Source organism: Porphyromonas circumdentaria (assembly GCF_900167105.1).
Classification (GTDB): domain Bacteria; phylum Bacteroidota; class Bacteroidia; order Bacteroidales; family Porphyromonadaceae; genus Porphyromonas; species Porphyromonas circumdentaria.
This window is the reverse complement of record NZ_FUXE01000016.1, coordinates 39119-54247: the sequence shown is the minus strand read 5'-3', so window position 1 is coordinate 54247 and position 15129 is coordinate 39119. Positions and strand designations below refer to the sequence as shown.

At 41.5% G+C, this 15129-nt stretch carries 13 protein-coding genes and 1 pseudogene; 6 read left to right on the top strand and 8 right to left on the bottom strand.

Annotated elements, in window-relative coordinates:
* Positions 1-424 (bottom strand): annotated as a pseudogene (locus B5D06_RS09080) (hypothetical protein); the annotation flags it as partial.
* A gap of 252 nt (positions 425-676) precedes the next feature.
* Between B5D06_RS09080 and B5D06_RS07380 the strand changes: the two are divergent.
* Complete coding sequence (locus tag B5D06_RS07380) at positions 677-1216, top strand: hypothetical protein (RefSeq protein ID WP_143742644.1); 540 nt, start codon at positions 677-679, stop codon at positions 1214-1216.
* A 64-nt stretch (positions 1217-1280) separates the two neighbouring features.
* Here the strand turns inward: B5D06_RS07380 and B5D06_RS07375 are convergent, their stop codons facing one another.
* Positions 1281-1850: a hypothetical protein gene (locus B5D06_RS07375; RefSeq protein WP_143742643.1), complete on the bottom strand. Its 570-nt coding sequence runs from the start codon at positions 1848-1850 to the stop codon at positions 1281-1283.
* Between the two features lie 261 nt (positions 1851-2111).
* Positions 2112-3908, bottom strand: a complete 1797-nt coding sequence (locus tag B5D06_RS07370) for a leucine-rich repeat domain-containing protein (protein ID WP_078737361.1) — start codon at positions 3906-3908, stop codon at positions 2112-2114.
* A gap of 1191 nt (positions 3909-5099) precedes the next feature.
* On the opposite strand from B5D06_RS07370, the gene B5D06_RS07365 reads away from it, so the two are divergent.
* From B5D06_RS07365 to menB, 5 genes are all read left to right on the top strand, one after another.
* Positions 5100-5720 carry a DUF4294 domain-containing protein gene (locus B5D06_RS07365; protein WP_078737360.1) on the top strand — a complete coding sequence of 207 codons (621 nt, stop codon included), beginning with the start codon at positions 5100-5102 and terminating at the stop codon, positions 5718-5720.
* 200 nt (positions 5721-5920) lie between these two features.
* Complete coding sequence (locus tag B5D06_RS07360) at positions 5921-6367, top strand: PaaI family thioesterase (protein WP_078737359.1); 447 nt, start codon at positions 5921-5923, stop codon at positions 6365-6367.
* Positions 6364-7446 (top strand): isochorismate synthase, encoded by a 1083-nt coding sequence (locus tag B5D06_RS07355; protein WP_078737358.1) that lies wholly within the window; start codon positions 6364-6366, stop codon positions 7444-7446. Before B5D06_RS07360 ends, B5D06_RS07355 begins: the two co-directional genes overlap by 4 nt.
* Positions 7447-7506: 60 nt before the next feature.
* Positions 7507-9177, top strand: a complete 1671-nt coding sequence (gene menD / locus B5D06_RS07350) for a 2-succinyl-5-enolpyruvyl-6-hydroxy-3-cyclohexene-1-carboxylic-acid synthase (protein WP_078737357.1) — start codon at positions 7507-7509, stop codon at positions 9175-9177.
* Positions 9178-9181: 4 nt separating this feature from the next.
* The gene (gene menB / locus B5D06_RS07345) at positions 9182-10003 is read left to right on the top strand and encodes a 1,4-dihydroxy-2-naphthoyl-CoA synthase (protein WP_078737356.1); all 822 of its coding nucleotides are present in this window, start codon (positions 9182-9184) and stop codon (positions 10001-10003) included.
* A gap of 125 nt (positions 10004-10128) precedes the next feature.
* Here the strand turns inward: menB and B5D06_RS07340 are convergent, their stop codons facing one another.
* Genes B5D06_RS07340 through B5D06_RS07320 form a run of 5 tightly spaced genes read right to left on the bottom strand, consistent with a single transcriptional unit; the run spans position 10129 to position 15120 of the window.
* On the bottom strand, positions 10129-11292 hold the full coding sequence (locus B5D06_RS07340) for a 1-deoxy-D-xylulose-5-phosphate reductoisomerase (protein ID WP_078737355.1): 1164 nt from the start codon (positions 11290-11292) through the stop codon (positions 10129-10131).
* A gap of 15 nt (positions 11293-11307) precedes the next feature.
* A complete protein-coding gene (gene rimM, locus B5D06_RS07335; RefSeq protein ID WP_078737354.1) occupies positions 11308-11835 on the bottom strand; it encodes a ribosome maturation factor RimM in 528 nt (175 codons plus the stop codon).
* Entirely contained in the window at positions 11832-13142 is a 1311-nt protein-coding gene (gene murA, locus B5D06_RS07330; protein WP_078737353.1) for a UDP-N-acetylglucosamine 1-carboxyvinyltransferase, read from the bottom strand. Before murA ends, rimM begins: the two co-directional genes overlap by 4 nt.
* A gap of 39 nt (positions 13143-13181) precedes the next feature.
* Positions 13182-13787, bottom strand: coding sequence for a DUF4290 domain-containing protein (locus B5D06_RS07325; RefSeq protein ID WP_078737367.1), 606 nt, complete (start codon positions 13785-13787; stop codon positions 13182-13184).
* Positions 13788-13833: 46 nt separating this feature from the next.
* Positions 13834-15120 (bottom strand): glucose-6-phosphate isomerase, encoded by a 1287-nt coding sequence (locus tag B5D06_RS07320; protein ID WP_078737352.1) that lies wholly within the window; start codon positions 15118-15120, stop codon positions 13834-13836.
* Between the last annotated feature and the right edge of the window lie 9 nt (positions 15121-15129).

Below are 15129 nucleotides of genomic sequence, written 5' to 3'. Positions count from 1 at the left end.
GAAAATTCCCTGAACGAGTACGTGGAATCCGAAGCTCAAAGCTACATCCATAGCCTCGCCATCGACGGGGACGAAAACCATTGCACTGTTCCCCTTTATGCTCCTCTACAAAAAGAGCACGTTCTTGTTTGGAGAAGGTGTTCAATAACACTCGAATAATCTCGTTAATTCCTGACTCTGATGATAGCATTTCCGAAATAAATGCCGACTTTTGTGATGCTGTAAGCTCCATTGTTCTTAGTTTGTTTTTGCTTTTTACCACAAAGTTAAGAGCTACGGGGCTTACACACTTTTGTAGGACAGTATCAGGATTACTCTTTGGATTTTGCTGTATTTTACTGCGGAGATGGCACTTTACAGAAATAAAATGAACGCATGACAGCAAGTTGTATATCCACACCACACAAAATACTAAATCGTCCATTACGAATCAATTAGAAATGGCATGGCATCGCAAACATTTGTGAAAGCACAGATAAAAGGCAAAGAAGGCTTGAGAAGCTATTCCTCTTAATATACAGAGTGCTAATATCTTTAGATATCTACATTATAAGTCCCCACAGATAACTATGAGGAAGAAAATTTTGTTGAAGGAGTGCAGTCGGGAGATTCCACCCCCTTTGTGTTTGAAATGTTAGAAGTATCTTCGCCCAAAGAAAAAAAATCAATGGAAAATATGAAAAAGATTGTTGTACTACTTTTAGGATTGTTCGGATGGATGCAGATAGCCTCTGCCCAAATCTTCGATAGAGACACTATGGAGGAGGTAAACTCAAAATTTGCTGTTGATTGGAAAATAGGCGCATTGGGAGTTTTTGATTTTATGCCTAATTCCTGTGTAGGAGTCTCTATTCTATACGACGGGTTTTACCTTGATTTTATGTTTAGCCCAACGAAGCATTTACAAAACACTCGAATAGATAAATGGAAAGATGGTAGAGGGTATGCTTTTCATTTTGGCTATCAGTTACCTTTTTCAGAGTCTTTCAGATGTGTGCCCATGATTGGACTTGCTAAGATAGAAATGGGGATAACGGATGGATACGACTGGACTTATTCGGATGGTGTTCGGAATAAGTTTGTCCCAGAAAAAACTTCGGGAGGGCTTGATTATGGTCTCACACTCATTTATAATTTCATGTGGATAATGCCTGTGAATGCGACATTGACAGCATCGAGATACGCTCTTACAGCAGGGATAGGTTTTGAGTTTTGAATATGCAACTCCTGTAACTAACAAAAAAGCCCGATACTCGTTACTAGAGTATCAGGCTTTTTTTCTACCATACAGGATAAAACTCAAACATCATGCCTGCATAGATACCACGCCGAGTGGCATTCAAAGAGATATTCATTGGTATTTTGATGTCAATTAGCTTCCAATAAAAACTATACACTAAAGAAGCCCCAAAATCCAATCCTCCCACTTTATCTTCTGGGATGAATTTATTATGAATCCCATTTTTTGATACGTGCCAATCCCAACCATTTGTTCTTCCCAAATCGACTTGTGCATAACCAACAAGAGGTGTAACTCTTATTTTTTCTGTTATAGGTATCTGATATCCAAAATGTATTGACCAACTTTGCTTATCAGACCATTGACCAACCCGCACATCTTCAGAATGTCGCGGAGCAAAATAGGTAAAATCAAAATAAGCTCCCTTAAAAAGAATATTCATACCAACTGTTCCGCAGGGAGTGCTGTCGTATATACCTAAAGCTCCTGCTACCATTCCCAGTCCTAATCTTGAATTGCCCTCCTCCATAGTGTCTCTATCGAAGATTTGGGCAGAGGCTATCTGCATCCATCCGAACAATCCTAAAAGTAGTACAACAATCTTTTTCATATTTTCCATTGATTTTTTTCTTTGGGCAAAGATACTTCTATTCAAAACACAAAGGGGGTGGAATCTCCCGACTGTACCCTTTCAATAAAACTTAGTCCCCTCATAGGACAGTATCAAATCCAAAGAGAATTTCTGTAGCAATTTCTCTTTGGACTTAAGATAAGAAAGGGCTGGAGGCTAATGAATCGTTCTCTTCGGTACATTAGCATCTCCAACCCTTGGGTTGTATTTAGCGTCTAAGTTTAGACGTCAAATTTGCTATTATCGTACTTCGTGAAATACTTTGTGAGCCTTGCCGTTGCTTAGGCGAATGATGTTTACCCCTTCTTGTAATTGGCTGATACGTCTTCCATCAACAGTGTAAATTGCAACGATGCTTGCCTCTTCTTCGGCTAAGATGTCGTTGATAGAGGTGTCTTCACTACCCTCATAATCTATCCAATTTTCGTCTGTAGCACTCCATTCTTTAGCTATCCAACCACGGCTTTTAGCTGCAGCTACCTGTTTTTTTGTACAAACGTTGGTTGCAGAGCCTGCACTATTGTCTATTACACCAAATAGACCTTCTCCATCACTTTCAGAACGGATAGGAAGAGAGCTGATTAGGAGGTCCATATTTTCTCCCTTAATTTGGTTGCCATCACAGTGTAATTCGTCTATTTTCTTATTATTAGAAAAATCTAAAGATGCAATTTTATTAGAGCTACAAGAAAGCATAAGTAACTCAGGATTATTAGAAGTATCAAGCGTTGTTATATTGTTGTCATCACACCACAAGATTTCCAACTTCTTATTATTTGATATATTTAATTCAGAGAGTTCATTTCGATAACATTGCAACACGGTAAGTTTGGTGTTTTTGGATACATCTAAAGTGTTGATAGGATTTAGATAGCACCAGAGTTTTATCAATTCTGTATTATTGGATACATTGAGAGAGTTTAGTTGGTTGTGTTCACAGTAGAACTCTTCTAATCTTATGTTTTTAGACAAATCTAATGATGTAAGTTCGTTGTTTTGACACCAGAATTTCGTCAACTTTGCATTGTTAGATATGTCTAAAGAGTTTAATTTATTGTCGTAACAGTAGAGTTCTACTAATTCTGTGTTGTTCAGTAGCTCTAAGGCAGTAAGCTTGTTGCCATTGCAAGATAATTTTTGCAGTGTTGGGCAACGAGAAACGTTCAAAGAGGTGAGTTTGGCATCGGAACAGTCCATATTTATAACATCTCCCTTAATTGATATCTTGCCGTCGGAAGCTGTAACCTTGTAGCTGTTTTCTCCTACGAATACTGCTCCTTCAACAGAAAAATCTTCGTTAGTTTCGATGATTAAGTCGATAAACTCTCCCTCTACTTTGGCAGTTGTAAGAGAGATTTGTCCGTTGCCGATTACTCTTTCGCTACCTTGGTAATCTACCCAACTTCCTTTTTTCTCTTTTACCATCCAGCCGCGTTTGAGAGCTATAGCAACCTGCTCTTTGTTACAAATATTTGTTTCATCATTGTTTTCATTGTCAAAGACCGCAAAAAAACCTTTTGGGTTTTTTGTGCTGCGATCTGGCAATGAGGCTACAAGGACGTCCATAGTTCTTTTTTTGAACTGATTGTGGTCGCAATAAAGCTCTTTTAATTGGCTCCCCTCGGAGAGTTCTAAAATACGAAGATTGTTTTTAGAACAACTCAAGATATTTACGGATGGAGTTTCTTTTAAGGAAAGAATCTCAATTTGATTCTGGTCACATCGTAGCTCGTTGAGTACTTTATTCTGAGAAAGGTTCAGTGTAGTTATTTGTTGTCCTATACAATCTAAGAAGGTGATATCACCCTTAAGGGTAATTTCTCCATCTATGTCGGTTATTGTATACTCATTTTCAGTTGCTGTTTTTTGAGCTCCTTCAATGGTAAGGTTCTCTACAGGCTTAGCAATCAGTTTAATTGTCTCTCCTTTTTTCTTGCTTGTCATAAGAGTGATACTATTCTGTGCTACTACAGAGGAAGCACTTAGTATCGACACAAGAGTGATGAAAATAGTAAGTAGATTTTTTTTGTGTTTCATCTTTTACTCATTTAATTGTTTACGATTATTTTTTCTCTTTCTATTTTTTATCTATCCGAATACTTGCTATTATATGGGGGATAAGTCGAGTGGGGTATTAGAAAATAGGGGGCGGTGTGCATTAAGTTCTCGCTCAATTTACCTCGAGAAGTCTTTTTCTTAATATATGATGTCAAAAATCATCTTTTCTTTCTGCTACAAATATCGTATTTTATTCTGGATTTTTGCACATACTACCATGTTAAAAATCTGCCACGTATAATTCGTTTCTTTTTGTTTTCTCCTGTTGTGAATAGGATGCTTTATTAAAAAGCCCTTGGAGTGGGTAATTATCCATAAGTTATAAATCGGCTTATATTGTTTTTATAGGGAACTAAGTAATAGTATTTACGATAGTATTTGTCTTTTGAACTCTGTTGAGAGCTTCGTATTAGAAAGGATGAAGAGGAGTAGAGAAGAGCTTTAGATGTATAGCGAGAAAAGATATTATGCTTAGACAAAAATAGTTTTCTTAGTACTATAGACTATTTTATTTACTACTAATTCTTTATTCGTAGCCTATGTATGTCCATACGCAGCCTATGTATGTCCATACGCAGCTTATGTATGTGCATACATAGATTATGTATATAGATTTACAATATATAAATAGAGAAAAATTGGAGAGGAAAACAATTTTTATAGCGATTCTTTTCAAGTTTCTACAACGAAAAACAATCTTCTTGCAAGAGAGAATACGTTAAGCCTATCTGAATAAGAGCTATTCTTTGAGATCTTTGCACAATACTTCATCGGCTACGCTCCTTTCGTTAGAGGCTGTTTAAGTGGGGTGGTATGAGCATATTAATCCTAGATAATAAAGAATCATGTTACAGCAAGGACGATACATACTTCTTGATGACTATATAGCTGGCAATTATATCGGAGAGTATGCTTTGGGGGCACTAATATTATACCCCTATTGTGTGGGTTTGTTTTTTTACCTCGGGCATGCTAACCTTTCCTAATTTTTGGGGGAACAATGGGCTTTGGCTCTCTATTCCCATAGCGGAGTTATTTACCTTGGGGGTGTGACATTATTTCTTCTGTCTCGCAAGCTGAGGAATTGGTATACACCTCTCTTTTTTAAGAAGATAGTGTACATTAACACTATTATCTGTAAGTTTGCTTGTGTTTAATAAGGATTGTACTATGAAAAGATATGTATTTGTGATAGTGCTTTTATGCCTCTCTGTAATATCTCTTTATGGACAGGGACATTTTGATAAAGAGGCTGCTAAGCGGGTAGTAATAAAACCGCAAGTGGAGGCGGGAGATACGCTCTATTATGCCGTTCTGCCCGACATAACGGTAGAGCATCGTTTCCGCCCTCGTTATGTTCCGCTCTCTTCGGAGGAGAAAGAGACCTATTGGCGTCGTATAAGAGATGTAAAGAAGGTATTGCCTTATGCCAATATGCTTGCTCAAACGATGATTGAAACGTATGAATACCTTGAGACGCTCCCCAATGATAGAGCCCGAAGTAGGCATCTTGACCGTATCGAAGATGATTTGATGAGAGAGTACAAACCTATAATGAAAAACCTTACACTACGCCAAGGAGAGCTTCTTATGAAGTTGGTATGCAGACAGACCAATAGCTCGAGCTACGATTTAATCAAAGCCTTTTACGGAAGTTTTAAGGCAGGTTGGTATAATCTGTTCGCTGCATTCTTTGGGGGTAACTTAAAGGTAAAGTATGATCCTCGATATAATGCCGATGATGCTTTTACCGAACGGGTTGTTTATCTCTATGAACATGACTTGTTATAATAGATGAGAAGGGGGAAAGTGTTTTTCTCTCTTCTTTCTTTGTATTCGATCTTTTCAAAAGAAGAAAAATCTCTTTTTCTCAATAGACCTATATTTTGGTCACTATAAGCAAATGGAGTAACTTCGCAAGAGTTGCTATTGTGGCGTGCGTTGTTGGTAAAAGAGGTGCTCGCTTGTAGTATAGCAACGATGAATAAAGCATGACTAAAAAAGAATTATTCCCCGAGGAGCAAGGATCTCTTCTAAACCAGTTAAATGCCCATATCAAGGGTACGCTTATGGGGAGTTTAGGAATAGAATATACATCCGTTTCGGATGAAAAAATCGAGGCTGTAATGCCTGTGGACGAACATACCTGTCAGCCTTTTGGAATACTACACGGTGGAGCAACTTTAGCCCTTGCCGAGACCGTAGCGGGAGTAGGCTCAAATGTTCTCTGCCAAGATAGTGAGTGGTCAGTGGGTATCCAAGTAAGTGGCAATCATATTGCATCGGCTTATAAGGGTGATAAAGTAAAGGCAGAGGGTGTTTTAATTCATCGAGGGCGTAGAACGCATATTTGGCGCGTAGAGGTCGTAAGCGTTTCGACAGGGCGATTAATTTCTTCCATACAAGTAACCAATGGAATTATCTCCAAGGAAACATGAGGCAGGAATTGGAAATAGTCAATGAACTTTGGAGAAAAGAGACTCCTTTTGCCCTATACAGATTGCCGTACTCGCAGCAGGCGGTGCTTGTCGTGGGTTCCTCCTCTTCGTTGTCTACTTACTCTTCTGTAGGGGAACTCCCTTTCTCAGATTGTTTTGTAATAGCCCCTTTCTCTTCAAGTAGTTCTACTCCGATAGTTACTTTCTCTCCGACCACGGAGCAGCTCTTTTTTATCAGCACTACAGACCATAGAGCGAGAGAACTTCAAAAAGAGCTCCCTTTTCTTGCCGTAAGTGCGGAGTATAGAGACCTCTTTGACAATTATATCGAGGCGATACGATCGGGTAGAGTAGAAAAATTGGTTTTGGCACGACAGCGCAATCATTTTCCCCAAAAAACTTTCTCTCCACTGGAAGCTTGGAGAGAGGCTTGTGCTCTCTATCCACAGGCTTATGTCTACCTTACTAGCACACCGATTACGGGACTTTGGTTAGGTGCCTCACCCGAGGTACTGCTTTCGGGGCAAAATAGGCATTGGTATACGACAGCCCTTGCAGGGACTCAGCCTCTTGTCGATGGAGAGCTCCCTGCTGTTTGGTCTCAAAAAAACAGAGAGGAACAAGCTTACGTCGCCACTTATATACGAGAGTGTTTGCACTCTTTGGGGATAGAGGGGAGAGAATCAGAGCCCTATACGGTGCAGGCAGCCTCCATGGCGCACCTTAAAACAGACTTTTTCTTTTCCCTATCTCAACCCTCTATACTTCCGAGACTTTTAGAGCTTTTGCATCCGACCCCTGCTGTATGTGGTTTCCCTAAAAAGAGAGCCATGGAGTTTATTCTTGAGCAGGAAAAAGATAGTCGTAGCTATTACTCGGGTTTTTTGGGACGAATTAACCCTCAAGGGGCAACCGATATTTACGTTAACATCCGTTGTTTGCAATCTCAAGACCCTCATGTAACACTCTATGCAGGAGGAGGGATTGTAGCTTCTTCTGAAGTAATCGAGGAGTGGATAGAAACAGAGCGTAAGATGAATACAATGTCTCGTTTGATAGCTTCTGTTCCTTCATCATGATACTCTCATAGAAAGAGAGAAGAAAGAAGATGGTATAACTTTAGAAAAAAGAAAGTCTATATGTACTCGAACAAAAAGAGCGTTCTTCAATTGGTCGCTTTGCTCAAAGCGCATGGTATAACTAAAGTGGTCCTCTGTTCGGGCAGTCGCAATATCCCTCTTATTCAAACTTTAGCCTCAGTGCCCTCGTTTAGTTGTTACCCGATGACCGATGAACGTAGTGCTGGTTACTTTGCTTTGGGACTCTCGCTCAGTACAGCTCAACCCGTTGTGATATGTTGCACTTCGGGCACAGCTTTGCTCAATCTACACCCCGCTGTGGCTGAGGCTTACTATCAAAATGTACCTCTTATCGTAATATCTGCAGACAGGCCCGCTGCTTGGATTGGGCAAATGGACGGGCAGACGGTACCACAAGAGAGTTTGTTCGGGAGTTTAGTCAAGAAAAGTGTAACCCTGCCACAAATTGTTACTGAGGAGGAGGCGTGGTATTCCAATCGATTGATAAATGAAGCTATACTGGCTACACACCATCATGGTAGAGGGCCTGTGCATATTAATGTACCTCTCTCTTTGCCCCTTTTTGAATTTTCCGAAACAGCTCTCCCAGAGGAGCGCGTTATAACTCGTTATGAGGGGCTGAACGTGTACGATAGAGACTATACGGGGCTTGTAGAAAAGCTCAATACCTACACTAAAAAGATGGCAATAGCAGGGCAGATGAATTTGATTTATCTCTTCGATAAAAAGTCTTCTAAGCAGTTATACAAGCACTTTGTATGGTTTGCGGAGCACCCTGCTAACCAAACGGTACCTGGCACTCCTATAAAGAATTTCGATTTAGCCCTACACTCTTTTAACGAACAACAAAAAGCCGACTTGGCCCCCGAACTACTTATTACCTATGGGGGGCATGTCATATCGAAAGGATTGAAAAACTACTTGAGAAAGTTTCCTCCCAAGGAGCATTGGCATATCTCTAAAGGCGGCGAAGTGGTAGACCTCTTTGGTGCGCTAACAACGGTTGTTGAGATTGACCCCTTTGAGTTTTGGGAAAAGATAGCAGACTTGTTGACGGTGCAACCCTCTGACTATGCTCGTCGTTGGGAGGTTTATTGTAAAAGGGAAGAGGCTCCGCAGTTCCCCTATTCCGCAATGGCTGCCGTAGGAGCATTGCTCTCCTCTTTGCCTCCCTCTTGTGCATTGCACCTTGCCAATAGTTCTGCCGTACGCTACGCACAGTTCTATCCTCTACCGTCGACAGTAGAGGTCTGTTCCAATCGAGGAACAAATGGTATAGAAGGTTCTCTTTCGACGGCTTTGGGATACGCTTTTTATTCCGACAAGGTTAACTATCTCATCATCGGAGATTTGAGTTTCTTCTACGATATGAATGCTTTGTGGTCGCACCATGTGCGCTCTAATTTACGTATCCTTTTGCTCAATAATGGAGGGGGAGAGATTTTTTACACGCTTTCGGGGCTGCAAATTACCTCCGAAGCCCAACCCTATATTGCTGCTCCACACACCGCATCGGCCAAGGTTTGGGCAGAGGATAGAGGTTTTGCTTACCTCCGTGTAGAAAACGAAGAGCAACTTACCCAAGCCGTAACGGTTATGACTTCTCCCGAAGAGAGGAGCACACCTCTTCTTGTAGAGGTATTTACTTGTTGCAACGAAGATGCAGCTCTTTTGGCTGCCTACTATGAACAGTTATCTAAATCAGTATAAAACTATGGCTATTAGAGAATGGACCATGATACGGGAGTATGAGGAAATACTCTTCGATTACTATAATGGAATTGCCCGTATTACTATAAACCGTGAGCGTTATCGTAACGCCTTTACCCCAACAACAACCGCAGAAATGAGCGATGCCCTCCGTATATGTCGCGAAGAGGCAGATATAAGCGTAGTGGTAATCACTGGGGCTGGAGATAAAGCTTTCTGTGCAGGAGGAGATCAGAATGTCAAAGGAAGGGGTGGCTATATAGACAAAGAGGGAGTCCCTCGCCTTAGCGTACTCGATGTACAGAAGCAAATACGTTCTTTGCCTAAGCCTGTTATTGCAGCGGTAAATGGCTTTGCTATAGGTGGAGGGCACGTATTGCACGTTGTGTGTGATCTTACGATTGCTTCTGAGAATGCTCGTTTCGGTCAGACAGGTCCCCGTGTTGGTAGTTTCGATGCGGGCTTCGGATCTTCTTACTTGGCACGTGTCGTAGGACAGAAGAAAGCTCGGGAGATATGGTTTTTGTGTCGCCAATACAATGCTCAAGAGGCTCTGGATATGGGTTTGGTCAATAAAGTTGTCTCCTTAGAACAGCTCGAAGAAGAGTATGTACAGTGGGCTGAAGAGATGATGCTACTTAGCCCTCTTGCCCTGCGTATGATTAAGGCGGGGCTTAATGCCGAGTTAGACGGACAGGCGGGAATACAGGAATTGGCTGGAGATGCAACAATGCTTTACTATATGACCGACGAGGCTCAAGAGGGCAAGAATGCTTTCTTAGAGAAGCGTAAACCTAACTTTAAGCAATATCCCAAATTTCCATAATTAACTCTTGAGACCCTGACATGGTCTCTTATGGAATAAGAGGGGGCTACAAGTATAGTCCCCTCTTTCTTTTGCATGAAGGGGGAAGGGGTAGTGTAAAAAAGTCGTTGTACAGGCTCCAAAAACTATTTGAATTTTCCCGAACGGACGAGAGCTCCCGCCTTTAGACGCACTTCCTCATTAGCGGCAATAAGTGCTTCTAAATCAAAAGAGCGATAAGAAGAGAACATTTGAGAGATTATCTCTTCAAGTAGATAACTCATCCCTCTAAAGGAAATCTTCTCTTGTAGAAAAGAGGCTACAGCGACCTCGTTGGCGGCATTGAGGATGCAGGGTGCTAATCCTCCTATTTCAAGGGCTTGATAGGCGTAGGAAAGATTGGGAAATCTGCTTAGATCGGGCTGTTCAAAGGTAAGTGATATCAGAGTAAAATCACAGCGGGTGTAGTTGTTGGGTATTCGTTTTCCTAAACCTAAGGCCAAACTAATAGGCAATCTCATATCGGGTTGTCCCATTTGAGCTTTTACGCTACCGTCGAAAAATTGTACCATAGAGTGTACTACACTCTGAGGGTGTACCAAAACATCAATTTGCTGGGAAGAGATATGAAACAGCCAATGGGCTTCAATCATCTCAAAACCCTTGTTCATAAGCGTTGCGGAGTCTATGGTTACCTTGGCTCCCATATCCCAGTTGGGGTGCTTCAAGGCCTGTTGAGGAGTTACTTTCTCCAATTCTTCCAAAGAGTGTCGGAGAAAAGGACCACCCGAAGCAGTTAGAATGAGCTTTTCAGGCGGGGTTTCTTCGCCCATGAGACATTGGTAAATAGCAGAGTGTTCCGAGTCTACGGGGTAGATGGTTACACCCATTCGCTTTGCTTCCTCCATGATAAGTTCACCCGCAACGACGAGTGTCTCCTTATTGGCCAAAGCGATAGTCTTTTGAGCTCGGATTGCAGCAAGAGTAGGTAATACTCCAGAGTAACCGACAAGTGCAGAGAGTACAATGTCAATATCAGTATGAGTAACTGCTTCCTCTAAAGCTTTTGCACCTGCCGATACTGTTATGGGGAGAGAGGAAAGATTTTCTCGGAGTGGGGCATAGAACTCTTCATTGGCAATAACGACCTCTTTGGGTAAAAATTCCCTTGAAAGCGATGAAAGCAACTCAACTTGGTTGTTGCCTGTAAGAAGTGTTACTTCAAAAAGATCGGGATTGGCTTTTATTATCTCTAAGGCTTGGGTACCGATAGAGCCTGTTGCTCCAAGAATGGCTATCCTTTTTTTCATTATTAGGGGAAGATGTTAGTCGAGAAGACCTTCGGGGATTTCTAAAGATATTACTTGTTTTTCGGCATCTATATACTGCACCAAGTCATCGGCCACAGGTATCAATACTTCATGCCCCTCCTCGCAAAGTACAAGAAAGAGGGTATTTAGCGTAGAGTCATCAATATCTATAATGGTTCCAACCTTCTTTTCTCGTTGGTCAAGAAGAGTGAAGCCGATAAAGTGCATTGCTGTAAACTGTACATCTTCGTCCAGTAACTGACTCGCTATGAGAAGAGGTGCGTTGGTATATTGTTCCGCCTCCTCTTTTGTATTGATATCTTTGAATTTAAGAAGGTAAGTGTCTTCTCCTTTGGTACGCCAACTCTCGACTAAAAAAGGTACAGGTAGAGCGTCGATTTCGACGAATAGAAATAACCTCTCGGTATCCCCTTTTTCAAAAACAGAGGGGAGCTCAATCGTTAAGCGAGTATTTATTTCGCCTTTAATACCATGAGCTCTTCCCAGTGTACCGATAGGGACTAAGTTTAGTTCCTTGTTCATTTGCTTATACGTGTAATGTGTGCACCCAAGGCGTTGAGGCGTGTGTCGATGTCTTGATAACCGCGATCAATCTGGTCGATACTCCCAATTGTGCTCACTCCTTCGGCACTCATTGCTGCAATAAGCAGAGCAATCCCAGCTCTAATATCGGGTGAAACCATGGATGCAGGACGTAATGGCACTCTTCCGCCTAATCCGATAACGGTGGCACGGTGGGGATCGCAGAGAATAATTTGTGCCCCCATGTCGATAAGCTTATCGACAAAGAAGAGACGACTTTCAAACATCTTTTGATGAATAAGAACACTTCCTCTTGCTTGTGTCGCTACTACCAAGAATACACTCAAAAGGTCTGGGGTAAGACCTGGCCAGGGTGCGTCTGCAATGGTGAGAATAGAGCCATCCATAAATGTGTCGATCTCATAACTTTCCTGTTCTGGAATGTAGAGATTATCTCCATGCTCCTCTACGATAATTCCTAATCTGCGGAAAGCGGAGGGTATAATACCTAAGTCGGGTATACTAACGTCTTTGAGAGTTAGAGAGGAGTGTGTCATTGCCGCCATCCCGATAAAGCTACCTACTTCTATCATATCGGGGAGAAGTCTGTGCGTTGTTCCTTTGAGAGAGGTTACACCCTCTATATGAAGAAGATTGGACCCTACACCTGTAATTTTTGCTCCCATAGAGTTGAGCATCTTACACAACTGCTGTAGGTAGGGCTCACAAGCGGCGTTAAATATGGTCGTTTCTCCTGGAGTGAGTACTGCTGTCATGATAACGTTGGCTGTACCCGTTACAGAGGGTTCGTCCAAAAGCATATAACTCCCTTTCAGATCATCAGCAATAATTTCGTAAAAATACTTTTCACTGTTGTAGGAACACTTTGCACCTAATGCCGATATCCCCACGAGGTGTGTATCAATGCGTCTTCGTCCTATTTTGTCTCCACCTGGTTTAGGAAATATGGCATAGCCGAAGCGACCTGCTAAAGGACCCACTAAAAGAACGGATCCTCGCAAAGCTCGGCTCTTAATGAGAAATTCCTCACTGCGAACATACTCCAAGTCTACATTCTTTGCGCAGAAGGAGTACTCGCCAGGAGCAAGCATAGATATGGTTACCCCCATGCAGCGGAGGAGTTCTATCAGATTGTTTACATCCAATATGTTGGGGATGTTGCTAATACGTACCTCTTGGTCTGTGAGTAACGTTGCAGAGATAATTTGGAGAGCTTCGTTTTTAGCTCCTTGGGGGGTGATTGAGCCCGATAGTTTGTGTCCCCCCTCAATAACAAATGATGCCATAGAGATAATAGTATTAAGGTGAAAGTATTTTGTTACTTGCTATTTATGCTTTCGGTTTTTACTGCGAGGCACTTTACTGTGAGTCTCCTCTGTTGTATGGAGTTTATGGTCTCGTTCGTTCAAGATTAGAACTCCTCCCGATAGATAAAATAGATCTTTGAATATCTGGTAGTCGTCTACAAAATCCTTATTCCATGTGAGATAGAGAGTTTTCATGTGATTGGCTATTTGTAAGGCCACGGCTTCTCGCTCGGGAGACTCAGGCATCTTACAAGCTAAATCTATGCTCGACTGTATATTATGGCCGTAATGCTTGTAGATAACTTCTTTCTCGGCGTAGGGGATATGATCGGGAGGCGTGGTTAAGTGCTCCTTTTTTATAACCTCTATCGGGTAATCAATATCCAATTGAAAATCGGCCATTATAGCCAAGTGGTCCCACAATATATGCTCGCCGTCTGGAGTATTGCTCCTCTCTGGAAAGAGATTTCTCATAATAGAGATGATGGTCTCTGCACATGCTTGTCGTTTCTCTCTATCTTGAATACTGAGACAATGGTTCACCATGCTTTGTACATTGCGCCCATACTCTCTCATTATTATGTCAGACCTTTTTTGATAGATTAGATTATTGTTATCTTCCATTGCTCTCTGCATTTATTGTTTTCTCTATCACGATATTGCTCTTGTTTTAACATCCAGGTTTACCCAAGAGAGTAAACATATTATTCTTGTATTCTTCGACTCCTGGTTGGTCAAAAGGATTAACCTCTAAAAGATAACCACTGATAGTTACGGCTATTTGGAAGAAATAAATCAAAGTTCCAAGAGTATACTCATTTATGGTTTCAAGGTTTATTCCTATTATGGGCACTTCTCTATGGACATGAGCCATGACGGTGCCTTCGGTTGCTTTCTGATTAATCCATGAAAGGGATTTGCCAGATAAATAGTTTAGTTGATCTCTGTCTTCTCTATCCATAGGAATGGAAAGAGGGTGTAAAGATTTTTGAACAGAAAGAATTGTCTCAAAAAGAATAGGATCTCCCTCCTGTATCCATTGACCTAATGAGTGTAAATCTGTAGTAAAAAGTGCGGAGTGGGGCAGTATCCCCTTATTCTTTTTTCCTTCGCTCTCTCCGAAAAGTTGTTTCCACCATTCCAAAAAGGAGTGCAAGCGAGACGTTTGTGCCACCATCAGTTCTACTTTTTTGCCTTTTTCATAGAGAGCATAGCGCAGACAGGCATAATGTACCGCCATATTGTCTGAAGCATCTACTTCTATGCCCGATTGTTTTTTCATGTAACGAGCTCCTTGAAGTAGGGCATCAATATCGTAGCCCGCTACTGCAACGGGGAGCAAGCCTACGGGGGATAAAGCTGAGAATCGCCCTCCGACATCTTGAGGAATGTGTAACGTTGTGTAACCTTCTTCTTGGGCTATTTGAGATAGGGCTCCTTTTTGAGCATCTGTTATAGCTATGGTAACTTTTGCCGCTCTCTCTTTCCCTATGTTTTTTTCTAAAAGTTGTTTGAGAAATCGGAATGCAATAGCTGGTTCCGTGGTTGTACCACTCTTAGAAATGTATATAATACCAAAGTTTTTTCCCTCCAGAAGATTAAGCAGATGGTATAGATATGTTTGATCTAAGTTGTGCCCCGCATAGAGAATAGAGGGACCTTTTTCTTTAGTTGCAAAAGGGTTTTCCGACAAAGCTTCTATAATAGCACGAGCTCCAATATAACTTCCACCAATGCCTATACATACCACATGAGAACATGAGTTGCGCAAATGGAGGGCTGTTGCCTTAACCCTGTCTATTACTTCTTTAGATTGTAAAGGGAGGTCCAACCAACCCAGTAAATCTGCCCCCTCTATGTCTTTATCTCTTATTTGGGTGAGGATTTTTTGTGCACGCTCAATCGAAAGTTTTGAAACTCCTGCATTCCTTAAATCCAAACTTATAACTTCTGACATATAGGGTTG

Bases quoted from the DNA above. Each gene is read 5' to 3' on its own strand.
- B5D06_RS07380 (WP_143742644.1), top strand. From the start codon at position 677: ATGAAAAAGATTGTTGTACTACTTTTAGGATTGTTCGGATGGATGCAG.
- B5D06_RS07375 (WP_143742643.1), bottom strand. From the start codon at position 1,850: ATGAAAAAGATTGTTGTACTACTTTTAGGATTGTTCGGATGGATGCAG.
- B5D06_RS07370 (WP_078737361.1), bottom strand. From the start codon at position 3,908: ATGAAACACAAAAAAAATCTACTTACTATTTTCATCACTCTTGTGTCG.
- B5D06_RS07365 (WP_078737360.1), top strand. From the start codon at position 5,100: ATGAAAAGATATGTATTTGTGATAGTGCTTTTATGCCTCTCTGTAATA.
- B5D06_RS07360 (WP_078737359.1), top strand. From the start codon at position 5,921: ATGACTAAAAAAGAATTATTCCCCGAGGAGCAAGGATCTCTTCTAAAC.
- B5D06_RS07355 (WP_078737358.1), top strand. From the start codon at position 6,364: ATGAGGCAGGAATTGGAAATAGTCAATGAACTTTGGAGAAAAGAGACT.
- menD (WP_078737357.1), top strand. From the start codon at position 7,507: ATGTACTCGAACAAAAAGAGCGTTCTTCAATTGGTCGCTTTGCTCAAA.
- menB (WP_078737356.1), top strand. From the start codon at position 9,182: ATGGCTATTAGAGAATGGACCATGATACGGGAGTATGAGGAAATACTC.
- B5D06_RS07340 (WP_078737355.1), bottom strand. From the start codon at position 11,292: ATGAAAAAAAGGATAGCCATTCTTGGAGCAACAGGCTCTATCGGTACC.
- rimM (WP_078737354.1), bottom strand. From the start codon at position 11,835: ATGAACAAGGAACTAAACTTAGTCCCTATCGGTACACTGGGAAGAGCT.
- murA (WP_078737353.1), bottom strand. From the start codon at position 13,142: ATGGCATCATTTGTTATTGAGGGGGGACACAAACTATCGGGCTCAATC.
- B5D06_RS07325 (WP_078737367.1), bottom strand. From the start codon at position 13,787: ATGGAAGATAACAATAATCTAATCTATCAAAAAAGGTCTGACATAATA.
- B5D06_RS07320 (WP_078737352.1), bottom strand. From the start codon at position 15,120: ATGTCAGAAGTTATAAGTTTGGATTTAAGGAATGCAGGAGTTTCAAAA.